This is a genomic window from Paenibacillus terrisolis, assembly GCF_056171975.1.
This window is the reverse complement of the sequence record NZ_JBKFGG010000012.1, coordinates 93164-115673: the sequence shown is the minus strand read 5'-3', so window position 1 is coordinate 115673 and position 22510 is coordinate 93164. Positions and strand designations below refer to the sequence as shown.

Below are 22510 nucleotides of genomic sequence, written 5' to 3'. Positions count from 1 at the left end.
GAACTTCCGGTAAAACATGAAATGCAAACAGATGTTTTGTTATACTTGTCCATTTTAATTCAATATATCCTGTTTCGTAAAGACAAGGAATGAAACGACCAGCGAACAAGCCCCCCAAACGACCAGCACGATCAGCGAAAAAGACAGCGTCATGCCTTCGATCGGAGCCGGCGTTCCGGCCAAATAACTGGTAAGTCCAAGGTTGACCATGAAAAGATATTTCGCGCTCGTCCAGGCCGAAGCCATGTTGGTCAAAATGTTCCCTGCGATCAGGGCCGCCATCATGATCACGATGCTGGCCGCGGTGCTGCGCATCAGCACGGACACCATAAACGAGAGACAGGCAACCACAACGCTGACGAACCAGATGAGCCCGGTCTGCATGAGGATGTACCGCCACTGCGGGACCGCATGCACGCCGGAAATATCCACGTCCGCGCCGTGCAGCTGAAAGCCCGTAAAGACAGGCAGGTTAAAGCCCTTGTATCCGAAAAAGAGGCCCGAAATCAAATAGGCGATGATAAACGCCGCAACCACAATCAGCGATACGAACATCTGCAGCGTAATCAGCTTGCTTAGGAGAATTTTCCAGCGCCTTACCGGCCTGGTCAACAGCATTTTGACCGTTCCGCTCGTCCGCTCCGAGGAAACGATGTCCGAGCCCACCCCCATGATCAAAAGCGGGATGAACAGGGTGGCCGCATTATCCAGAAATTCCTTGGTAAAGGAGACCCCGCCCGGCTGCCGCGGATTCACGTCATTCTCCAAATAATATTTCATCTGCTGAATATAGATTTGGCGGTATTTTTTCCACTCGTCCGGCACGCGGTCGCTTCCCAGGGAATTCTGGTTGTCGGTGATCGCCTGCTGCACTTCTCTGCGCCAGTCGGTTCCATACTTTTCTTTGTTGTTCTCGGCAATTCTGAGCTGCGCATAAGAGAAAATAGGAACAAGGACCAGCAAAACGAGCAGGATAACATAAAGACGTTTTTTCTTGATCATCTTTACGGTTTCATTTTTGATTAGCGGCAAAATGTTATTCAATGCTCTCACCTTCCGTCATTTCCAGAAACAGCTGTTCCAAAGTCGGATTCAGCTTTTGTACGGCGCCGACTTCAACGCCCTCTTTAATAAGCGCGGACACCAAATCCGCGATCCCCTCGGGCTGCATCTGCGTCACGACCGCCTGTTCGCCGATTCCCGCCATAATAGCGTCGTCGAGTACATGTTCCGCATGCTCAATGATCTCCACACCCGCTTTGCGCAGCATCTCGATTCCGCGCTGCCATGGAGAAAGCTCCCACACGACGTATTTGGAGTTGTTTGCGATCAATTCGTCCACCGTTCCGACGGCCAGTACATGCCCCCGGCTGATAATGGCAACCCGATCGCACAGCAATTGAATTTCGCTGAGCAAATGGCTGGACACGAACACGGCCATACCTTCTTCCGCCAAACGGCGGATAAAGCCGCGCAGTTCCTTGATTCCCTTTGGATCAAGACCGTTGGTCGGCTCATCCAAAATGAGCAGTTTCGGACGGCCCAGCAGCGCCTGGGCGATGCCTAGGCGCTGCCGCATGCCGAGCGAATACGTTTTGACCTTATCCTGGATACGGCTTTCCAGCCCTACAATATTTACGACTTCGGCAATTCGTTTCTTATCGATTCCGGGGACCATCCTCGCAAAATGCTCCAGATTCTCCCATCCGGTCAAATAGGCATACACTTCAGGATTTTCCACGATCGAACCGACATATGCAAGAGCGCGTTCCGGGTCCCGCCGCACGTTATAACCGCAGATATTCACCGTTCCTTCCGTCGGCCGGATCAAATCGACCAGCATGCGGATCGTCGTCGTTTTGCCCGCGCCGTTGGGACCGAGAAACCCGAATATTTCGCCTTCCCGCACATCAAATGTTACATCTTGAACGATCCATTTTCTGCCGATTCTTTTCTTCAAGCCTTTCACCGATAAGACCGCCGGTTTACGGTCCTCCGCGGCTGCGTGATGTGCCGCCATGGCAGTCCACTCCTTATGCTGGATTATTTCGCGGCCAAGCTTTGTACGATCCGCTCCGCAATCATCTGATAACCTTCACCGTTCGGATGAAAATGATCGCCGGATAAATAACGGGCCGAATTTCTCACGAAAAGATCATAGGTCGGCACGACCAAAGTTCCTTCATATTGGTTCAGCGCGTCCATCGCCAGCTGATTCCAGCCGGCGACCGCTTTATTGCCGCTCTCTCTCACATCCTTCACATCGGAGAACGGGTTGTATAAGCTTATGTATACCAGTAAAGCCTTCGGATTGATTTCATGCAGCTTCTTAACGATCTTTGCAAAATTGGGCGAAGCCTGTTTTACCGCGGCTTCGATCTCTGCAGGTCCGGGTGGTTCCTCTCCGTATTGGAACTCCTCCGTGCCGTCAAACAGATCGTTGCCTCCAATCGACAACATGATGACCCCGGCGCGTTTGAGCGCGTAAATCGTCCCCTGATCGTCCAGCATCGGCAGCAGCTCTTTGGTGGTTAAACCGTTGATCCCCAAATTGTTGACCAGTTTGGACGTAAGGCCTTTCTTGTTAAACAAATCCACCGTTCTCCGGGCAAACCCGCTGCCGGTATCGTCTCCCGTTCCTTTTGCGAGCGAATCGCCGATGACCGTCACATCCCAGGCGCCTGACTCGATCTTCGCGGGCAGCGCCGACGGCGCCTTCGCTTCTCCGGCCGCTGGTTTCGCCGGACTCGTTACGTCGCTGATGGCATAAAAAAAGCCAAAAAACAATATTAATGTCGATGCGGCCGACAGCACCCCGGCTGTCCGCCAAATTCGGGACGTTGAGTTCATCGTCATTCATCTCCTGTTCATGGCGCTGTCCCTTATTAATCTCTCCAACTTATGTAAATAAGATAAAACTTCTTGATTCAAGATGCAAATGGGCGGCATCCGAACTTTCGTTTCGGCGCTGCTAGTTGGAAAACAAAAACGGCGGCAACGGGTTCCTATCCCCTTCACCGCCGTTTTTCGTTCTTTTATAAACCGGCAATTTTCCATTGCTAATGTTAGGTGCCCCCAAGGCCGGCTAAATACACTCTTTAAAAATAGCGCCCTTTTTATCCTCTATTTCAAGAGAAACGGGCCAAAGCGCCCAAATAAGGGCATAAAAGGGCCTTATTCTTGAGCATCCACCGCATAATGCGGTCATTCCTCAGTCTTTCGAGAAAATAGCGCCCTTTTTGTCCTCTATTTCACGAGAAACGGGCCAAAGCGCCCAAATAAGGGCATAAAAGGGCCTTATTCTTGAGATACCGACGCATAATACGGTCATTCCCCGGCGTTTCGGGAAAATAGCGCCCTTTGGTCCTCTATTTCACGCAAAACGAGCTAGAGCGCTCAAATAAGGCATGAAGGGGAGCCCCCCCATGCCCACGTTACTTCTGGATTGACGTTATTCCCGGGTTGATCCGTTAGTTTGCGCGAATGACCTTCACGTCCGCAGACAGGACTTTTTCCCCTTCATAGAGCATAAACCGTCCGTTTTGCCATTCGACTCGGAGCAGCTTGCCTTCGTCGGATTGAAACTGCCAGACATGCTGCTCCCCGCCTTGCGTAAACGGAGTCCGCCCGATGATTTGGACGTAGCCGATATAATGCTCTTCCAGGTAATACATTATCCCGTCCAGCTCCAGTTCGGCCGGCACTTCGTTCGGATCATCCAGCCGGCCGTCGATCGGCTGATACAGCTGGTATTGCAGCGACTCGCGTTCTTCAACCAGCAAATAGCCGATCCTGCTGCCATCCTGAAGCGTCAGCACGACCGCGTTCCGGCCGCGGTTATGAACCCGGCCGACCACTTCATTCGAGGTCAGCGAAACCTCGCAAATATCGCCCGGTGCCAGCTCAAGCATACTTTTCTCCGCTTTCGGCGGCTCGTGCTTCGCAAACAGATTTCCGATTCTTTTCCAAACGCTCATATTTCGTTAGGCCTCACTTTAAAATGGAGAATAGACTTATTTTTTATCCTCGTATTGTTTCATCAGCGCGGCCAGCTCATCCTCGACGGCGGCATCCTTGTTCAAATTCTCGAATTCGTCGTCCAAAGATTTGGCTTTGGAATTGACTTCGTTGCTCGCTTCGGCTTGAGCTTCCATTTGCAGCATCTTTTCTTCCATTCGCTTCAGGCCGCTCGCAGCCGAATCCGAACTGAAGCCGCCAATGGCCTTGTTGATTTCGGTTTGGGCCTTAGCCGCGTTGTAACGGGCGGCCAGCGTTTCGCGCTTGTTCTTCATTTCGGTCAGCTGCTTGCGCATTTCATCCAGCTTGTCGCGCAGATTGTCGGCGCTCGCTTTGTTTTGTTCGTAGCTTGTTTTGTACTCGGCCATCTTGGTTTCGGCGGAATTCTTCTCTTCCAGCGCGCGGCGGGCCAGATCCACGTTTTGCGCGGCAGCCGCGGTATGCGCTTGCTGCGTGCGTTTTTCGACGAGCGCTTCCTGTTCCTCATAGAGCGCTTTGAATCTCTTTTCGATAGCGATTTGAGCCGCTACCGCTTTTTCGGCGTCTTCAAGGTCTTCCTGCATGTCTCGGATATATTGATCCGTCAGCTTGATCGGATCTTCCGCCTTGTCGATCAGGGCGTTGATATTGGACATGGTCAAATCTCTTAATCTCTTAAAAATGGACATTGTTTTTTTCCTCCCGAATGAAAATTCAGATTATGCTTATGTTTACGCTGCAGATGCCGGGAGGTTTCACTAAATTTTTTTGTTTTTTAAAGTCCGTTATTTTCTAACTACCGATAAATTCCTGCGCCCAGTATCCGTTGTAATAGCCTACTCCGATCATTTTGTAATGGGCATTCAGAATGTTGGCTTTGTGGCCAGGGCTGTTCATCCATGCCCTCACCACTTCTTCAGGAGTGCGCTGGCCTCTGGCAATGTTCTCGCCGGCATAACGAAACGTAATGCTGTAAGCATCCATCATATCGAAGGGAGAACCATACTTGGGCGAGACATGGTTAAAGTAATTGCGGCTGTACATGTCAATGGCTTTGTTTTTCGCGAGCTTCGTCAAGTTTCCATGAATGACGAGCGGCTTCAGCCCTGCCTCGGCACGCTGCTTGTTGACCAGGGCAACGACCTGCAAGGCGTTCTGGGTCTGGATGCGGACATATACTGCCGCCATGGATGAGGTTCCCACGGATGCGGCATATGCCTTTCCCGTTCCCGCCGGAGTCCCGGCAAATGACAGAGAAGCCGTCAAAACGGAAAACAGAAGCCCTGCCGCGGTTTTTTTCCAGTTCCAAGTCATCTTGATGAATCTCCTTCCAGTCCTTTATGTACCACTTTGAAGCATCATGTCACATTTTAACATGCCTGTCACGCCAAAAGCCCAGCCAAAAAGTGGTAACTATTCTTGAGGTTTGGGATCATCTGGATAATCAACCAGCTGCAGAGCGGGGGATCCGGCCGGACTTTAGTCTAGTTTTTTTCCGGTCCTGCGGCGGTTTTGGTATTCTCGAAATCCACGTACCATGATAGTATCAAATGGAATCAGATTACCAAAAAATGGCGGTTGAAACTATGAACAATAAAATGCAAATTTATATTCTATTAAGCAATCCCACCACTATCATCGCAAAAATGATCGGGGTTTACACCAGAGCGCCATTCAACCATGCTTCGATCGCCTTCGACCGCGAGCTTCGCGAAGTATACAGCTTTGGCAGAAAACATCCGCACATCCCGGTATTCGGAGGATTCGTGAAGGAAGACATTCACTCCGGCGTCTTCGAGAAAGCGTCCTGCGCGGTATACAGCTGTACGGTCAGCCGGGAAACCTATCAGCGAATGAGAAACTACGTCAGAGAGTTCGAAGAGAACGGCGAAAAATACAACTACAATTTCCGCGGCATTTTGGGCGTTATCCTGAACATGGAGCTTTGCAAAGAAAACTCGTTTTTTTGCTCGGAGTTCGTATGCTCCGTCTTTCAGAAAGGCGGGGTGAAGCTTAGCAGCAAGTCGGCATGCCTGACCACGCCGTCCGATTTGTCCGCCTGCTCCTTTCTGCAGCTCGTCTTTTGCGGCCAACTGGAAACTTACCGCAAACAATACTGCTATTCCCGCAGAACCGCGGCATCGTTGGAGCAGCAAAAGCTCTTCGCCGCGAATTAACACCTCTCAAAGTGATAAGGGCTGCCTCTCCGGATCCGTTCTTTTCACGAATCCAAAAAGCAGCCCTTGATCGGACTAACCGTTTCTTCTATAGGATTACTCGATTATGCGGCCTTTCTCCTTCGGGACTCCGCATTGGTATTCCCCGACATTTTACTGTGAAGAATCATACCCGCCACAACGAAAAGCATCCCGATCCAGGACAAAGCAGGCGGAACAGCGACCGGCAGCAGAAGCAATTCCCCGGCGGTCGCAAACACAACCTCTCCCGACTGCGTCGCTTCCACTGCGGCAAGCTGCTGAGCCGAACCTTTGGCCATATCCGTCGCCGTGAAGAACAGCACCGTGGCGATCACGCCTGAGCATACCGCGACCAGCAATGACTGGGCGGTTTGATCCTGACTCGGCGCTCCGTCCTTTAGAAAAGCGGCCAGTGCTAACAGAATCCATAACGGGAGAGTTGCGATCGACATCCCGAGCGTTCGTTGATAAGCGTCAAGCCGCCCTCCGCAAACGGCCATCATTTTTCGGTTGCCTAGCGGATACGCAAATGCGGCGATGATTACCGGCACCGCGCCAAAAAGAAAATCCTTCGCGGACAAAGAGCCCGCCTGACTGAATTGCATCAGGAAAACGCCAAGCAAAATCACGAGCGATATCCCCACGCTTCTCCAATGAATCCGCTCTTTTACCTTGACCGCTCCTTCATAAGAAGAAAACATCGGCGCAAGAAGGGAACCCGCAATGATCGTGATTTGCCATGTTCCGGCGATCAGCCAGCCCGGCTCATACTCCGCTGCGAAGCAGTTTGGAACGTACATGACCCCAAACCCGATAAAACTCCACCATATCCAGCTCCAAGGATGCTCTTTCATCTCGGCAATAAGCGGTCTCCACTTTCTTTTAAACCCGACGATGACAAGCAAAAACGGAATCATGAACAAAAAGCGCAGTGAAGCGGTATACATCCAATTCCCCCCGGACCATTTCATGGTCTGGTTGAGGATAAAAGTCGACGAGAAAAAGAGCGACGCCAGTATGCCGAAAAGGACCGGTTTCATTTAAGCCAGATATGCCTCCTGGATTTGCTCGTTATCCAAGAGCAGCTTGGCATCCTCTTCCATCAGAATTTCCCCGGTTTGCAGCACATAGCCGCGGTGAGCGATCGACAGCGCCTGAAAAGCGTTCTGCTCCACAAGCAGCACGGTCATGCCCTTATGGTTGAGCTCCTGAATGATCTCGAAAATCTGCTCCACAATGATAGGGGCTAGCCCCATCGACGGCTCATCCAGCAGCAGGATTTTCGGATGCATCATCAGCGCCCGGGCAATCGCCAGCATTTGCTGTTCGCCGCCGCTCATCGTTCCGCCGAGCTGCCCCAAACGTTCCTCCAGGCGGGGAAAATACTCAAACGCCTGCTCCATGCGTTCTTTAATCAGTTTTTTGTCCCGGACCGAAAAAGCGCCCATCTCCAGATTTTCCTTCACCGTCAGACGTGGAAAAATCCGCCGTCCTTCCGGCACATGGGCGATCCCTTCCAAAGCGGCCTGATGAGGGACCCGCCCCTTCAGCTCTTTGCCGGCGAAAAATACGGAGCCTTCCGTTTTTACCTGTCCGCATATCGTTTTCAAAGTCGTCGACTTTCCCGCTCCATTGGAACCGATCAGTGTCACGATCTCTCCTTCGTCCACTTTCAGCGATATTCCTTTGAGCGCCTCAATCGCGCCGTAATAAGCGTGGATGTCACGAAGCTCCAATAAACTCATGAGATCACCTTCATTCCCGGAGCGTCTTCTTTTCCGGCGGCACTTTTGCCCAGATACGCTTCAATAACCTTAGGATTAATGCGGATTTCCTCCGGATCCCCTTCCGCGATCTTCACGCCGTAATCAAGCACAAGAATATGGTGGGACAACTCCATCACCAGCTTCATATCATGCTCGATCAGAATAATCGTCAGCCCTATTTCCTGCCGGATTCGTTCGATCAGCCCGATCAACTCGGCAGTTTCCCGCGGATTCATGCCCGCTGCCGGTTCGTCCAGCAGCAGAATCATCGGTTTGGTCGCGAGAGCCCTGGCGATTTCGAGCCGTCTTTGCGCGCCGTACGGCAGGCTGCCCGCCTGCTCGTTCAGCAAATCCGATAGGCCAACGTATTCCAGCAGACGATAGGCTTCCTCTTTCGCCTGCTGTTCCTCACGGCGGAATTTTGGCGTATGAAGCAAGGTCCCGAGCAATCCGGACGCCAGATGAATATGCATCCCGACCAACACGTTCTCAAGCACGGTCATACTGCCGAACAAACGGATGTTCTGAAAGGTACGGGCGATTCCCCGGCTCGTAATCTGATGCGGTTTGACATTAACGATCGATTTGCCGTCCAGCTCGATCGTCCCCTCATCCGGCGTATAAATGCCGGTGATCATGTTGAAGAAAGTGGTTTTCCCCGCTCCGTTCGGACCGATCACCGCGGAAATCTGCCCTTTGGGAAACTCGAAATCAACATCTCCCACCGCCGTCAGTCCGCCAAATCGTTTAACCAAATGGCTTACTTTTAATATCGACATGTCAGATCGCCTCCTCTTTGCTCGCCGCAGGCATTGTTTGCGCGGGAAGCGCCGTTTGGCTCTGACGCGCTTTCAGCTTCTCGGGATCTTCCTTCCGGTTTTTGGCGGTGATCAGCCCGTTAGGCCTGAATATCGCCACCAGCACCAAAATTAGACCAAAGATAAGCCGCTGCATTTTCGACGGGGAGAGCGCGTTCGGAATATGGATAACCCCTTGCAGCGTCAATTGATTTAGCCAATTGGTAACTTCCGTCAGTACCTGCAAATTTAAAATCGTGACGAGCGCGGCGCCCAATATCACACCGGGAACGCTGCCCATTCCGCCCAAGATAACCATAACCAGAATCGTAATCGATTCCAGCATCGTAAAGCTGGTCGGATCGATAAAAGTTTGCTTCGCCGCGAATACCACGCCCATCATTCCGGAGAAGGAAGCGCCGATGGCGAATGCGGTCAGCTTGGTGCGGATCAGCGGAATCCCCATCGATTGGGCGGCGATTTCATTCTCGCGGATTGCCTTCCAGGCCCGCCCCATTTTGGAATGTTCCAATCTTCGGACGGCGAAGATGACCAATGCCAAAATTACGATGACGATAAAGTAAAACTGGTTCGGAAAAGTGAACGAAAACCCGAACAGCTTCGGCGGCTGTATGGACGACAGACCCATGGCGCCGTTGGTAATGTTAATCGGTTTATCCATATTGTTAAAAATGATCCGGATAATTTCCCCGAAGCCTAAAGTGACGATGGCCAAATAGTCCCCTTTTACTCTCAAGACCGGCAAACCAAGCAGCAAACCGAACAAGGAAGCGATGAGCCCGCCAAGCAGGATAAAAATCCAGAATGTCTCCCCAGACAGCGGGAACAGATTTCCGGATATAAAGTTGTTGGCCTGCGGCGTAGCCACGATGGCGTACGTATAAGCGCCAACCGCAAAAAAAGCTACAAATCCGAGATCAAGAAGCCCGGCAAATCCGACAACGACATTGAGCCCCAGCGCCATGGCAATGTATATCCCGCACTGCGTCGCCACCTCCATGTAAGACTGGTAAGCCGGGCCTCCCGAAGTCGCAAACGGAATCACGACCAGCAGCAACGCCCCGCCAACCAGCCATTTCACGCGATTGGAAAACGAAGTGTAGTAAAGCAATAGCAAGGAAGCAAGCAGCAGCAGAAAAGAAATGACCGATTTGTCCGAAAAATAAACGCTGGAGGCGGTAGCTGCTACGAATAGCGGATAGAGGACTGCTTGGGTGACTCTGTTATGTCCCAGCATCGTTTTGAGTTTATTCACCTGGCGTCACCTACACTTTCTCTTTTACGGCCTTGCCAAAAATTCCTTCGGGCTTAAAGATCAGGACGGCGATCAAAATCAGGAAAGCAACAACGTCCTTATATTCCCCACCGAGTGCGCCGCCTGTGATTATCCCGAGATTCGCCGAAGAGAACATTTCCAGCACACCGATAAACAATCCGCCGAACATCGCGCCGCGAATATTCCCGATCCCTCCGAGAACGGCGGCGGTAAATGCCTTGATCCCCAAAACGAACCCGATATAAGGATCAATGGTTCCGTACTGCTGGGCGAACAGCACACCCGTGCCTCCACCCAGCGCAGAACCGATGAAAAAGGTTAACGCGATAACTTTGTTTACGTTAATGGACATCAGCGAAGCCGTCTCGCTGTCCTGGGCCACGGCGCGCATTGCCGTGCCCCATTTGGTGCGGTTAACGAAGAAATCGAGCCCGATCATCAGCACGATCGCTACGGCAACCACAATAATCGTATTGGTTTTGAGAAAAGCGTCGTCAAAGTTTCCCCACAAGGAAGAGGTAGGCAGTTTGAAATTCCCGTCATATAGCGAAATGCCGGTTACGATGAAATTTCCCGTTTTTGCGTCGGCGATAAAGCGAACGATATCCTGAAGCAGGAACGAAACGCCAATGGCCGAAATCAGGGATATTAATTTGGGCGCTTTTCGCAGCGGCCTGTAGGCCACCCTTTCTATACCGACGCCCATCACGCCGGTAACGAGCATCGCCGTCGCCATGATCAAGAAATAAGCGAGCCCGCCGGACATGGCGCCCAGCCATCCTGCCGAGTTAAAAACAAGCAGCGTTGCGGTTCCCACAAACGCCCCGGTCATAAAGATTTCCCCGTGAGCGAAATTGATCAGTTCTAGAATTCCGTACACCATCGTATATCCAATCGCCACTACGGCATATACCGCGCCCAAGGTGAGGCCGTCTACCAGAACCTGAGGAAGTGTCTGCAAGATTTGCTGTAACAAGTGTCTCCCCCCTTTATTTGTCGTGAGCCAGGCCCTAAATGTCAGGCTTATTGTCCGATTTCGGAAACCATCGTACCCGGGTAACTCGCGGTATCGAATTTATAAATGAAAACTTTTGCGTATTTGTTATCTCCTTTGTCGTCGAAGCTAACCTTGGTGGCGATTCCTTCAAAATCGGTCGTAGCGCGAACCGCATCGCGAACTTGCTCGCGTTTCGGGAGTTTGCCGCCGTTATCGTCGATGGCTTTTTTGATGCCGTCCAAAATAACGTTCATGGCGTCATAAGCATAAGCCGAGTAGTTTTCGACATGTTTGCCGAACGCTTTCTCATATTTACCCGCCCAATCTTTATTGGATTTGCTGATATCCGTCGACACGGAACTGTAGGCTACCCCGGTCAAAGCATCTCCGGCAATGTCGACCATCCCTGAAGAATCCAGCGCGTCGCCGCCCATAATCGGAACGGTGATCCCTTTATCGCGAGCTTGCTTCACGATCAAACCGCCTTCCGCATACATGCCGCCGAAGAAGATGAAATCCGGCTTCTTGCTGAGCACTTGGTTCAGCACCCCGTTAAAGTCTTTCTCCCCAACGGTGATTCCTTCATAACCAACAACGGTAGCACCCTGGTCTTCAGCCGCTTTTCTGAACGCGTCGGCCAAACCTTGACCATACGCAGTTTTGTCCTGGATGACGAAAATATTTTGGGCGCCGATCGTTTTCACCGCGTATTCGGCTCCGGCAGGCCCTTGGAAATCGTCGCGGGCAACAACCCGGTTAGCTACCTTTAGCTTGCGGTCGGTAAAATCCGTCGCCGTACTGGCCGGAGATACCATAGGAATGCTGTATTTGTCATACACTACAGAGCTTGGGATCGAAACGCCCGAGTTAAGGTGGCCAAGTACGGCCAGCACGGATTGGTCCGCACCGATCAATTCCGCGTTGGCTACGCCTTTCTTTTGGTCGCCTTGATCGTCGTAAGGCACGTACTGCAAATCGAATCCCAGTTCTTTGAACTCATCTTTGCGTTCATCCAGCGCCATTTGGCCGCCCAGCTTAATGGATTCCCCTTGAATGGCCGAACCCCCGGAAAGCGGAGATTGCGAAGCGATCTTGATGACCGTCAATCCGTCGCCCGATCCTCCGGATCCGCCGCTGCCCGAAGATGAATTGCATGCTGCAAGCAAACCGGTGAACAGCATAATAACAATAAGAACAGCCAAACTCTTCTTAACCTTCATGTGGAACCCTCCCTGAATTTTTATCTATAGACTTACTTGCCGTGTGTGCGGCATGAAAGTTTATAAACGTGATGAGAAAGAACTTTCTTTTCGGTCTGCCCCTCATGAAGATCCATCGAACGACGATGCATTTGCTTGCCGAAATTAGGTTACGCGAAATGTCATTAAACCTTACTTAAAAATTGTATTTTGTTCTATTAGTTATCAAATTTACACGACACTTGCAGTTATTGTCAACGTAAAAATTGTTAAATGTTATATTCATGTTACTAAATATGACTTAAATCAAAACTATATTTATGATTATTATTTATTCGTGTCAGTTTTAGTGACAAATGTCCTACCCTTTCATCCAGAAATTTGAAAAAATATTCATACAACAAAAAAGCCTTGCCGCCCATATCAAGGGTGACAAAGCTTCAAAACGATCTATATCATCAGGAATATTCATTTCTGCTATTTACTTACCTAAGATAAGATTTTGCTCATGCGGTATCCGTTGCATTCAAATCCCATATGCTCGTAAAACGATCTGGCCTGCATATTATTTTCACGGGCGGTGGACAAAATTAATTGCGAGCTTCCTTGTTCCCGTCCCCACTGTTCGGCTTGCTCGATGAGCAGTCTCCCTATGCCATAGCCACGGTGAGTCTCATCTACAATCAAGGCGGTAATGCGCGTAACCGGTCTGTTCATGTCATGTGTCTGATGCTGCTTCAAAAAAGCCGTACCTACCACGACCCCATTCCGTTCAGCCACCAGGCTGCAGAACTGCGGATGACCGTCAATCATCGATAAACGTTCTTTCATGACTCCCGGAGTCGTCGGATAACAAAGCTGACGCATCAAAGGGATCATATCATGAACATCGTCACAACAACTTTTCCGAATGATCAATGCCGGCGTCAACACCTGAATACTCAATTGAACCATACCACCTTTAATAGACTTGCCGCTTCCTTGGCGCGGCTGCGAGCCGTTGCAACATCTTCCGCTGCACTTAGGGCGACGGCCATCCGTCTTCCCGGTTTACTGAGCGGTTTACCAAATAAGCGCACCTGCGTCCTCGGCAAACCTAAAGCCTCATCCATTCCCGCGATTTGAAATTGTTCTCCTTCCCGGTCTGCTTTTAACGTCGCGGAAGCTCCGGGAGACAAAAGCGTCACTCCAGGGATCGGCAAACCCAAAATGGCCCTTACATGCAGGGCAAATTCGGATAAATCCTGGGTAACCATCGTTACCATCCCCGTATCATGCGGTCTTGGCGACACTTCGCTAAATACGATCCCTTGCGGCGTCACGAACAGCTCCACGCCAAATAATCCATATCCGCCAAGACGTTCGGTGATTGTCCCGGCTATCTCTTCGGCTTCCCGAAGCTGATTCTCATTCATTACATGAGGCTGCCAGGATTCAACGTAATCCCCGTCTTTTTGAATATGGCCAATCGGTGGGCAAAAAATCGTTCCGGACGCGGAACGAACCGTAAGCAGCGTAATCTCGCTGGTAAACGGAACGAAAGACTCGATGATAACACGTGTCGTTTTGGCACGCGCTCCTTCCAAAGCCATCTGCCAGCTTGCGGCAATATCCTCAGGCTTGCGGCACACACTTTGGCCTTTTCCGGAAGAGCTCATCAGCGGTTTGACGACACAGGGAAAGCCGATTTCGGAAACCGCGGCCGCAAGCTGCTCCAGGCTGTCCGCAAAACGGTACTTCGCGGTTGGCAAGCCCAGTTCCTCGGCAGCCAGCCTCCGGATTCCCTCCCGGTCCATGGTAAGCCTTGCGGCCATGGCGGTCGGAATCACTTTAAAGCCCTCTCTCTCGAGCTCCACCAGCGTCCCCGTCGCGATCGCCTCAACTTCGGGAACGATCAAATCGGGCTTTAACCGGTAGACTAGCGATCTCAAGGCTTCACCATCCAGCATATCGATCACGTAAGCTTCATGGGCAACTCCCATCGCCGGTGCATGTTCATAACGATCGACGGCGATCGTACGGACGCCTAACCTTTGCGCCTCGATGACGACTTCCTTGCCAAGTTCTCCACTGCCGAGCAGCATGATACTTTTGGCTGCGGTTGAATCAGGAGCACCCCACATGAGTACAGAAATCCCCCTTAACTTAGAATTTACAATCTAGTTCTATTTTCCGGTTTTGTTATCCATAATGCAAGAGTTTATTACAATTTTGAAACAAAAATCGAGAAAAAGTTACAAATGTCGAAACTGTTTTCCGACAAACTCAAAATGCAGAGCCTGAAGCTTTTTCGAGATCGCCTGCCACGTTTCTTCTCCACCCGTCTCCGCCGATACCGTCAATCCCAGAAGTCCGGACTCCCATTCCTCCCACTGTTCCGAGAAATCGGCAGCGGCTTCCAAGAATTTTCTTGCGGTTTCCGTCTCATAATGGCCGGATATTATCTTGCCGGCTTCCTCCACAGCCTCTTTGATTCGCTTGTCTATCGGAGCTTCCAGCGCTTCCCGAAGCTTCTGCTTCCCCCCGTCCTCAAAGAAAATTTTCGGATTCCTGAAGAAGCTGCGAAATTGCTCGGATTCCAGGGAGTGCTCCAGCCCGTTCCCCTTGACTGCAGGGGAAGCAAAAGCGGAGATTCCCCCATCCGTTGTCCAGACGGGAATCGTTGTTACGAGCGCGCCCAGCCGAAGTTTCCACGCTTCAATCTCCGCCGCCAGGAGCGAGCCGCATTTCCCTTCCAAACGAAGAGCCGCCACCTGGAGCTCCCGCTTGAGTTCCAGGGAAAGCTGCGACAGCCAGCCTTGAAACGAAATGCCGAATTTGCGTTTGAGATCGGAGCCGTCATCCTGCAGCAGCGAAGGATGGAAAAATTCTTGAAACAAATCCCCGGCCGCAAAACGGAGACGCTGCCGAACATAATGCAGCAGTTCGTCCGCCTCCTGCCGGAGATCGGCGCCTTTGTCGCTAACGGCCAGCTTCTCCAGTTCCGCCGCGAATCTCATTTTATCTTCCCGAAGCCGCTTCTGCTGCGCCTCCCTTTCTTCCCGGCTTTGCGCCATCGCCGCCTGCCATTGTTCCGCCCTCATTATGATCCGCTCAAGCTCCTTAGCGGCAGCTTCAACGGCAACTCCGGTTAAATCCTGTTCGATGAAGGCAAAAAACGCCTCCTCAAACGCATTAAATCCGGATTCCTTAAGCAGGCTTTCGGCCCCGAGGCTTTTGCCCTCCATCGCCCGGTGGCTGGAAACGGCAAAAATTTGCGGAGCCTCAATGCCGGCTCGGCGAAGGCCGTCATTCACATAGTCGTTTACCTCACGAAGTTCCTCCGGCTCCTTGGCCAGGTCAGCGGCGTTGATGACAAAGAACATTTTATCCATCGCAAAGCTGCCTTTGACTCGCCCGAGGTGGGTCAAAAAATGCCGGTCCGCCCGGGAAAATGCGTGATTATAATAGGTAACGAACACTAACGCGTCCGCATTTTTCATGTATTGAAACGTAACCTCCGTATGTCTCGCGTGCATGGAGTCGGCGCCCGGGGTATCCACGATCACCATTCCTTGCTCGGTAAGCGGGCAGGAGTAAAATAAATCGATTTCAGCTACGAAACACGCCTTGCTCTCCTCGGACACGTAAGCGCCGAACCGCTCAAATTGGATATTTTGACGGCTGCCCAGCAGTGGAGCATTCTCCTTCCAACCGGCGGCGGCAGCTTTCAGAAAGCTGTAATGCGCTCTTCCGGACGGGGGAACTTCACCGGGACCCAGCTTGGTAACGGCGTTCTGCCAACCCTGCTCTTTCCACTCGCCAAGCTGCAGCACATCAAAGGAATAGGCCAGATCCTCGTTCATCGCGGCGACCGTTTTGAAGGTCACTGCCGCATTTCGATGCTCCCGGCCCTCCTCCGGGGCCAGGATGCGGCAGATCGCCGCCGTAGTCGGATGCGGCGAGACCGGAAGGACCGGAGCGCCCAACAGCGCATTCGCGAAGGAGGATTTGCCCGCGCTGAACGCGCCGAACAGCGCGACCGTAAACCGGCCGCTCCGCAAAGCGGCCGCCCGCGAGCGCAGCTCCCGCACCCCCGACCCGAAGGCCGGGTACGGGGCCAGCTCGCCCGCCGCGGCTTCCAGCGCCGCGGCCGCGTCCAGGAGCCGCCGCCGGCCATAGGCCTCGGCGGGCTCCGCAGCAGGCGGGCGGTGCACCGCCGCCGCTGCTGCCGCCGTCGCCGGCGCGGGCACGCCCGCCGGCGAAACGGCCGCCGCGCGCGAGTCGCCCTCGCGCGGCGGCAGATCGCCCCTCCCCTCCGGCACCGGCAGGATGCCGGGGGGGAGGGGCCGGGGCGCGCCCAGCAGCGCGGTCAGGCGCGCCGCGCGCCCTTTGGCGGCTTTGCTGCGGGCATGCAGCTTAGCCGCCGCACAGGCCCGCGCCAGCAGCGCCTCGCGCTGTGCGGTCAGGTTGTGCCGCGCGGCTTCGCTGCGCGGGGCCAGCGCCGCCAGCAGCCCGTCCGCAAGGGCGAGGCCTGCGCGGCGATAGCGTCCGGCGATGCCGGACGCGACATCGGCGGTATAGCGAAGCATATACTCGCCGGAGAGAACGGCGCCTTCCCGGGCCGCCTCCTCAATCCATCCAGCCTCTACCCGAGGCAGGGTCGCATCCATCCGCTCCTCCATTTCGGGAGTCCAGAGCTCTTGGCTTCTCCCCAGCTTGCGGAGCATGTCGCGGACATGCCAGTCCACTTGCGCAGCTGTTTGCTCCCGCAACAAATGAAGGAACTCTTTCTCTCTCCGTTCCCGTTCCTTCGCGGTTTTGTTTCCGTGAAACAGAAATCCCGTTCTGAACCCCGCGCTCCGTGCCTCCAAATAGAATCCGGCGGCTTCACGAACGGAAGGCGTCATGATTTGCGCGCTGCCCAGCAGCCGTTCCAGCTCCGCCGCAAATTCACGGCGCAATCGCGATGGCAAAGCGGTCTGTCCTTTTATTTTCTGTTCCAACATAGCTATATTGTCATGAAGCGTTTCAAGGTTAGTTTCTCCGCCGGCGGCTTCAATCAGGTTCTCCCGTTCAATTTCATCTTCCGCTTCGCGCCGTTTCAAAAAGTCATGCCCGCTATGTACAAGCGAACTGGCAATGCTGTATTCAAGCAACTCCCGCCTTTCCGACAGCAGCCCGTGTATCGCTTGTTTGAGTCCCGGCAGCATGTTGCCGGGATATGACGGGTCCTTCAGGGAGATATAGAACACGCCTGCCGGGGCGATCCCCCACAGAGCAAAAGCCTGCTCCGCCGCTGTCCGATATGCGCCGAAGGACAACTCCGCTTCACGGTGCTTATCGATTTGATTTACCACCAGATATAGCGGCTTCCCCCATTCCGCGAGTTGCTTGGCAAAAGACAGATTGTTCTCCGATTGCACATGGTTGTAATCCATCACGTAAAAAACAATATCCGCCAAATGTAAAGAGGAGTGGGTGGCCATGGCATGCCCTGCGTCTCCCGAATCCACGCCGGGGGTATCCAGCAAAACGCCGTAATTTTCGAGCAACGGAATATCATCCCATATGGAGACCATCGAATAGCTTTTGCCGTCCAGATTGTATTCCTCGAGCCGCTCCGGCAAAACCTCTATTTCCCTTGCTTTTCCGGAACCCATATCTGCCGGGGTCAGCAGTGCTCGCCGCGGGCCGTTTCGCAAAGCTGCCAGGTTCGCGGTAGTGGGAACCGGACCCGAAGGGAGCACCGCTCTTCCGCACAGTTCATTAATCAGGCTTGATTTACCGGCTGAGAAATGGCCGCAAAAGGATATGGTCAATTCCTCGGCCGCCAGCTTATCCTGAAGGTCCAGTATCTCCCTGCAAGCATCGGTGTCCGGATAAGATAAATACCATTCTCCCGTTTTGGCAAGACGCTCTTGCAAGCTCATTTCCCGCCCGGCTGCAATCGTTTCCATCCCGAACTCTCCTTCTTTTCCACATATCCCTTAATTCCCGTTTTCCGCTGGAAATACAATTATTTTACCTTACGCCTTAAGGACTTGGAAGACTTCCGGGAGAATTTGCTTATATTAAATTTAATTTTTTTGGACTCCTTGCCAAAATCGGTGCTTAACAAGAAGATGCAGCTAACGTCAACCTACTAACGAATCGAAATACCGTTATTTTGGCGAAATCAGGCGCTTGAGACATGTAACGGACCCCACAGCCCTTATTTGACCTAAAAATACGTATTTGGTACTGTTTTGGGATGAATAAGGATTCCTGGGTCCGTTAGAATATGAAACTCTGTCTTAAAGGACAAATAAGAGCTCTACGGTTCGTTAGCCGAAAAAGGAAGACGCCATCCTCGTTGATCAGCCCCGTCAAGCACTGATTTCTAGGTTGAGCCTTTTTTCGAATACAAAAAACCGGCCCCGGGAAACCCCCGCAAGCCGGTTCATTTACGTATCCAAATGTCTTGTTTAGACCGAAGCCGCTTCAGCTTTATCGGACTCCGACGGAATCAAAATTTCGAACACTTTGCCGTGCTGCAAAATCGTAATTCCCCGATTCCGGTCCTTCATAACGACAACCTCCGGTTTTACCGCCATCCGTTCCAGGTAATGCTCGGGAACTTCGCCGGAATCGCTAACCGTGACGCCCTCCAGCTCACGTTCGTCATTTTCTTTCAAATCAATCTCGATCACCTGATCAAACATGTCCGAAAACAATTCAAAGCTATCGGTGTATACAGAAATACATCTCATGGGGTCTCATCCTCTACTATCATTTCTTTTGGTCACTAAGTTCTATCTTTACTGACTTGTGACGTTTTCATACGTTTCTTTCCTTCACGCACACATCAAGCAGCGGACAGGTCTGGCAATTCGGATTTTGAGCCTTGCAATGATATCTTCCGAAAAAAATAAGCCGATGGTGCGTAAGCGTCCATTCTTCCTTTGGCACCTTCTTCATCAGCTTCTTCTCGACCTCAAGAACCGAATCGTTCCAGCCGGCCAAGCCGAGTCGTTTGCTGACGCGCTCCACATGCGTGTCCACGGCGATTGCCGGAACTCCGAACGCGTTGGATACGACAACGTTCGCCGTCTTTCTGCCAACGCCCGGCAGGGCAACAAGCTGATCATGGGAATCGGGAACCTGGCTTCCGTACTGCTCCACCAAAATTCGGCACAGATTCTGAATATGCTTGGCCTTATTGCGATACAGCCCAATCCGGCGAATGTCCTGCTCCAACTCCTCGAGAGGCACCGCGACATAATCTTCGGGGGTTTTGTATTTCCGAAACAAATCTGCCGTTACTTTATTGACGGTCGCATCAGTACATTGGGCAGACAGCAGCACGGCAATCGTCAGCTCAAAGGCATTGCTGTGATTCAGCTCGCAATGCGCGTCCGGAAACATCGTTCCGATCGTGTCCAAGATATGGCGGACATTTGCAGCGGTCATGTCAATCCCCCTAGCTCTGCAAGAAAAAACCGCCTCAATCCGGGAATTATCCCGTATCAAGACGGTTATTCTCACGAAAAATAATTATTGCTTTTCTACTTCAACCAGCTTGTTTCCGTTGAAATACAAAACAATTTTATCATTTTCCTTGAGCGATTGCACGGATAATGTCGTGTCACCTTGGTGAAAATATGTTTCCGGGCTTACAAAAAATTGGAAGTTATTGTCTGAGATATTCTTCCGAAGGACCGTGATTTCTTTGGTGTTCCCATCATATCGGGAAAATGTGCGTTCCAGCGGCGACAATACTTCCACGACAATAGAGCCGGTCGTATCTTTACGAACCTCTACATGATCGGAAGTCGTCAGACTGGTCACACTCGCGCTTGCCGCGCCGTCACGAAGCACCTTGACGCCGCCGGCGAGGGAGAAGGTCTCTACTGTTCCGCCAAAAGCTTTCACCGTCAATACGGAACTGTCCGCGCTTTGCACTTTGCCCAGCGTCAGCTTCACCACTTGAAGACTCACTGCGGTGTGTCCGCTGAAAACGACGTTGATGGTTTGGCCGACTTGCAGGTCGGTCACCTTGATTGCATTTCCGTTTACGCCGGTCAGGACAGCCTGATCTACGTAGAACTCGCTTGTTACGCCATCCGCGACGGCCCGGAGACGGCTGTTGGACGTATTTACGGAAGATACTTCAAATTGCAAGGTTGTCTTTACGGCCAATGTTTGCAGCGCATCCTGATTGGATGTAAGCAGAGCGGTCACCGGATCTCCCGCCTTAATATCGGCAAGCGTTGGACTGCTTTTCCCGTAAATGTCCAGCGACGGGCTTGTTCCTTGATAAGGAACATCAACCGTTTTCCCGTTGCTAAGCATAATGGTAATTTTCTTGGTAGCCGTATTCGCCGATACATAAGTACCTTCATATTTATAAACGACTTGAACGGAAACCGCCCGCGTTCCTACATGGATCAGGTTAATTTTCCGCCCTTTGGCCAACAGGGATTCCAAACCGCTTAAGGTCGGCTGCGCGGAGTTATATTCCGCTTTCGTTTTACTGTCAAGCACGTACACGCCCGGTTTGTCGGATGAATCCAGAACGGTTAGCGTTTTGGAAGCGGCATCGTAGTTTACAACCGTGGCCCCCTCAAGCTTATCCGACTGACGTCCCGTAACGACGATTTTCGTGACTTGGTCCTTGGCGTTCAAGGTCATTTCCACTTTGTCTCCGCCGTTCACGTCGGTAATCAGATCATCGAGACCTGGACCAGCGATACCGCTGATTTCCACTACCGGATTGTCGGCCAGACGCTTGATTTCATCGACACCGCTGGCATTCGTATAACTGACCAAGGATTCGCCTTCAATACTGAGCAACGTGCCGGTTACCATACGCTCAATGCTTTCCGTCACTTCCAGCGAAGTCAAAACGCTGTCTTTGACCGTGTATTTTACGGCGGAGCCCGCACTCAATTCGCCCATTTGCAGACGTTGCCCCTGATAGAGCGGAATGGTACTGTCGTCGAATTTGAAGGTTTCCACGTTGCCCGATGCATCCTTGACGGCCACCGTTTTGGCCGTAAGATCAACCTTATCGATCGTGCCTGTGCCCGATTTGCTGACCAGCGCGGATTCGACTTGCACGATAACCGGTTTTTTGTCCGCCGTGTAAGTCTCGCGCTGTACTACAATCGTGCTCTCCGGAGTCAGATTTTCAGGTTTGATCGGATTGCCGTTTTGATCCAGGAAAGCTGTATTCGCATCATAGGTGTATGTTACCGAATCGTTATTGACCAGAAGCAGCAAACGATTGCCGCTAAGCACCCGGAGCAGCGTTCCTTCGGAACTCTCCAACTGCTGCTGCGGATCCCTGATTTCCACGTAAGCCGCTGAACCGATCTTGTCCACGGCAAGGACTTTCGTGTACAGCTTCAATTCGCTTTGGGAGATTTTGGTTTCGGAATCTTTGGAAAAGTATACGGAGCGGTTGTCGAGAGCGAAGCTTTTCAGCTTGCCGTTCGCATACAATGTCAACTTGTTATCCGTGAGTTCCGTTACAATGCCTTCATAGACATTGGCATAACCCGGGGTCACATATTCGCTGCTGCGCCCAAAAAAGGTCGCAATTTGCGCACGAGAGACTTTACCGAGCGGGTCAAACCGATTCCCGTCTACCCCGGTTGTCAGCTTCAATTGCACCGCAACATTGACGTATCCACGCGCTGCAGCCGAAATACTCGACTGATCGACGAAACCGGAGCTTGTTCCGGCGGAAGCTTTGGCCTCCGCTTCTTTGCCCAAAGCGCGAACCAGGATTTTGGCTACCCATTCGCGGGTTGCCGGTTTTTCGCCCCAGCTCTCCTTATCTTTGGTCGCGGCCACCTCTTCGTTTTTATCAATCAATTTTTGCGAAAGCGCAAGCTCTAAATAAGGTTTAAAATAATTGGTTACCTTCAGATCGGCAGGAGCTGTCGCTCCCGTGCCCAGCTTGGAATCCAGATTCATGAACCGAATCGCCATCGTAATGGCTTCCTGCTGCGTAACGTTGTCGTTAGGTTTGAATTTCCCGGCATCGCCAAGCAGGATGCCTTCGGACGCCAGTTTATAAATGTACTTTTCTGCCCAAAATCCGTTTTGTACATCACTGAACAGCGGAGTCGCCGTCACATTTTGCGTCGTGGATGCGGGAGGCACAGTATCCGCAGCCAAAGCCGCCGCACCTCCGCTAAAACTCATGGCCGTCACCAGCACTGCCGAAACCGCTTTTTGAGTACCTCGTATATAACTGCGCTTAAATGATGACATTCAATTCTCCCTTTCTGA

At 52.1% G+C, this 22510-nt stretch carries 18 protein-coding genes and 1 pseudogene; 1 reads left to right on the top strand and 18 read right to left on the bottom strand.

Annotated elements, in window-relative coordinates:
- Window positions 1–54: 54 nt before the first annotated feature.
- The 6 genes from ACI48K_RS12725 to ACI48K_RS12700 all read right to left on the bottom strand — a co-directional run bounded on the left by ACI48K_RS12725 (window position 55) and on the right by ACI48K_RS12700 (window position 5310).
- Complete coding sequence (locus ACI48K_RS12725) at window positions 55–1044, bottom strand: ABC transporter permease (RefSeq protein WP_475027964.1); 990 nt, start codon at window positions 1042–1044, stop codon at window positions 55–57.
- Window positions 1037–2020: an ABC transporter ATP-binding protein gene (locus ACI48K_RS12720; RefSeq protein ID WP_475027963.1), complete on the bottom strand. Its 984-nt coding sequence runs from the start codon at window positions 2018–2020 to the stop codon at window positions 1037–1039. Before ACI48K_RS12720 ends, ACI48K_RS12725 begins: the two co-directional genes overlap by 8 nt.
- A gap of 23 nt (window positions 2021–2043) precedes the next feature.
- On the bottom strand, window positions 2044–2850 hold the full coding sequence (locus ACI48K_RS12715) for a GDSL-type esterase/lipase family protein (RefSeq protein WP_475027962.1): 807 nt from the start codon (window positions 2848–2850) through the stop codon (window positions 2044–2046).
- A 620-nt stretch (window positions 2851–3470) separates the two neighbouring features.
- Complete coding sequence (locus ACI48K_RS12710; RefSeq protein ID WP_475027961.1) at window positions 3471–3977, bottom strand: DUF4178 domain-containing protein; 507 nt, start codon at window positions 3975–3977, stop codon at window positions 3471–3473.
- Window positions 3978–4013: 36 nt separating this feature from the next.
- Entirely contained in the window at window positions 4014–4685 is a 672-nt protein-coding gene (locus tag ACI48K_RS12705; RefSeq protein ID WP_475027960.1) for a PspA/IM30 family protein, read from the bottom strand.
- Window positions 4686–4788: 103 nt separating this feature from the next.
- Complete coding sequence (locus ACI48K_RS12700) at window positions 4789–5310, bottom strand: CAP domain-containing protein (protein WP_475027959.1); 522 nt, start codon at window positions 5308–5310, stop codon at window positions 4789–4791.
- 272 nt (window positions 5311–5582) lie between these two features.
- Here ACI48K_RS12700 and ACI48K_RS12695 point away from each other — a divergent pair, with 272 nt between their 5' ends.
- Complete coding sequence (locus tag ACI48K_RS12695; RefSeq protein WP_475027958.1) at window positions 5583–6173, top strand: C40 family peptidase; 591 nt, start codon at window positions 5583–5585, stop codon at window positions 6171–6173.
- A 104-nt stretch (window positions 6174–6277) separates the two neighbouring features.
- Here ACI48K_RS12695 and ACI48K_RS12690 read toward each other — a convergent pair whose 3' ends face one another.
- From ACI48K_RS12690 to ACI48K_RS12635, 12 genes and pseudogenes are all read right to left on the bottom strand, one after another.
- The gene (locus ACI48K_RS12690; protein ID WP_475027957.1) at window positions 6278–7234 is read right to left on the bottom strand and encodes a DMT family transporter; all 957 of its coding nucleotides are present in this window, start codon (window positions 7232–7234) and stop codon (window positions 6278–6280) included.
- Window positions 7235–7939, bottom strand: coding sequence for an ABC transporter ATP-binding protein (locus tag ACI48K_RS12685; RefSeq protein ID WP_475027956.1), 705 nt, complete (start codon window positions 7937–7939; stop codon window positions 7235–7237).
- Entirely contained in the window at window positions 7936–8739 is an 804-nt protein-coding gene (locus ACI48K_RS12680; RefSeq protein ID WP_475027955.1) for an ABC transporter ATP-binding protein, read from the bottom strand. Before ACI48K_RS12680 ends, ACI48K_RS12685 begins: the two co-directional genes overlap by 4 nt.
- A 1-nt stretch (window position 8740) precedes the next feature.
- Window positions 8741–10015, bottom strand: a complete 1275-nt coding sequence (locus ACI48K_RS12675) for a branched-chain amino acid ABC transporter permease (protein WP_475028105.1) — start codon at window positions 10013–10015, stop codon at window positions 8741–8743.
- A 28-nt stretch (window positions 10016–10043) separates the two neighbouring features.
- Window positions 10044–11030 (bottom strand): branched-chain amino acid ABC transporter permease, encoded by a 987-nt coding sequence (locus ACI48K_RS12670; protein ID WP_475027954.1) that lies wholly within the window; start codon window positions 11028–11030, stop codon window positions 10044–10046.
- A 47-nt stretch (window positions 11031–11077) separates the two neighbouring features.
- Window positions 11078–12271 (bottom strand): branched-chain amino acid ABC transporter substrate-binding protein, encoded by a 1194-nt coding sequence (locus ACI48K_RS12665; protein WP_475027953.1) that lies wholly within the window; start codon window positions 12269–12271, stop codon window positions 11078–11080.
- 468 nt (window positions 12272–12739) lie between these two features.
- On the bottom strand, window positions 12740–13195 hold the full coding sequence (locus ACI48K_RS12660; protein WP_475027952.1) for an N-acetyltransferase family protein: 456 nt from the start codon (window positions 13193–13195) through the stop codon (window positions 12740–12742).
- The gene (gene purT, locus ACI48K_RS12655; RefSeq protein WP_475027951.1) at window positions 13192–14373 is read right to left on the bottom strand and encodes a formate-dependent phosphoribosylglycinamide formyltransferase; all 1182 of its coding nucleotides are present in this window, start codon (window positions 14371–14373) and stop codon (window positions 13192–13194) included. The genes ACI48K_RS12660 and purT overlap by 4 nt, the downstream gene beginning before the upstream one ends.
- 111 nt (window positions 14374–14484) lie before the next feature.
- The gene (locus tag ACI48K_RS12650) at window positions 14485–18189 is read right to left on the bottom strand and encodes a dynamin family protein (protein WP_475027950.1); all 3705 of its coding nucleotides are present in this window, start codon (window positions 18187–18189) and stop codon (window positions 14485–14487) included.
- A 507-nt stretch (window positions 18190–18696) separates the two neighbouring features.
- Complete coding sequence (locus ACI48K_RS12645) at window positions 18697–18981, bottom strand: NAD/NADP transhydrogenase alpha subunit (RefSeq protein ID WP_475027949.1); 285 nt, start codon at window positions 18979–18981, stop codon at window positions 18697–18699.
- Between the two features lie 35 nt (window positions 18982–19016).
- Window positions 19017–19681, bottom strand: a pseudogene (gene nth / locus ACI48K_RS12640) (endonuclease III).
- Between the two features lie 84 nt (window positions 19682–19765).
- Window positions 19766–22492 (bottom strand): S-layer homology domain-containing protein, encoded by a 2727-nt coding sequence (locus tag ACI48K_RS12635; RefSeq protein ID WP_475027948.1) that lies wholly within the window; start codon window positions 22490–22492, stop codon window positions 19766–19768.
- Between the last annotated feature and the right edge of the window lie 18 nt (window positions 22493–22510).

Excerpts from the sequence above, each read along its gene's own strand:
- ACI48K_RS12720 (WP_475027963.1), bottom strand. The coding sequence starts at position 2,020 with ATGGCGGCACATCACGCAGCCGCGGAGGACCGTAAACCGGCGGTCTTA.
- ACI48K_RS12715 (WP_475027962.1), bottom strand. The coding sequence starts at position 2,850 with ATGAACTCAACGTCCCGAATTTGGCGGACAGCCGGGGTGCTGTCGGCC.
- ACI48K_RS12710 (WP_475027961.1), bottom strand. The coding sequence starts at position 3,977 with ATGAGCGTTTGGAAAAGAATCGGAAATCTGTTTGCGAAGCACGAGCCG.
- ACI48K_RS12705 (WP_475027960.1), bottom strand. The coding sequence starts at position 4,685 with ATGTCCATTTTTAAGAGATTAAGAGATTTGACCATGTCCAATATCAAC.
- ACI48K_RS12700 (WP_475027959.1), bottom strand. The coding sequence starts at position 5,310 with ATGACTTGGAACTGGAAAAAAACCGCGGCAGGGCTTCTGTTTTCCGTT.
- ACI48K_RS12695 (WP_475027958.1), top strand. The coding sequence starts at position 5,583 with ATGAACAATAAAATGCAAATTTATATTCTATTAAGCAATCCCACCACT.
- ACI48K_RS12690 (WP_475027957.1), bottom strand. The coding sequence starts at position 7,234 with ATGAAACCGGTCCTTTTCGGCATACTGGCGTCGCTCTTTTTCTCGTCG.
- ACI48K_RS12685 (WP_475027956.1), bottom strand. The coding sequence starts at position 7,939 with ATGAGTTTATTGGAGCTTCGTGACATCCACGCTTATTACGGCGCGATT.
- ACI48K_RS12680 (WP_475027955.1), bottom strand. The coding sequence starts at position 8,739 with ATGTCGATATTAAAAGTAAGCCATTTGGTTAAACGATTTGGCGGACTG.
- ACI48K_RS12675 (WP_475028105.1), bottom strand. The coding sequence starts at position 10,015 with ATGCTGGGACATAACAGAGTCACCCAAGCAGTCCTCTATCCGCTATTC.
- ACI48K_RS12665 (WP_475027953.1), bottom strand. The coding sequence starts at position 12,271 with ATGAAGGTTAAGAAGAGTTTGGCTGTTCTTATTGTTATTATGCTGTTC.
- purT (WP_475027951.1), bottom strand. The coding sequence starts at position 14,373 with ATGTGGGGTGCTCCTGATTCAACCGCAGCCAAAAGTATCATGCTGCTC.
- ACI48K_RS12650 (WP_475027950.1), bottom strand. The coding sequence starts at position 18,189 with ATGGAAACGATTGCAGCCGGGCGGGAAATGAGCTTGCAAGAGCGTCTT.
- ACI48K_RS12645 (WP_475027949.1), bottom strand. The coding sequence starts at position 18,981 with ATGAGATGTATTTCTGTATACACCGATAGCTTTGAATTGTTTTCGGAC.
- ACI48K_RS12635 (WP_475027948.1), bottom strand. The coding sequence starts at position 22,492 with ATGTCATCATTTAAGCGCAGTTATATACGAGGTACTCAAAAAGCGGTT.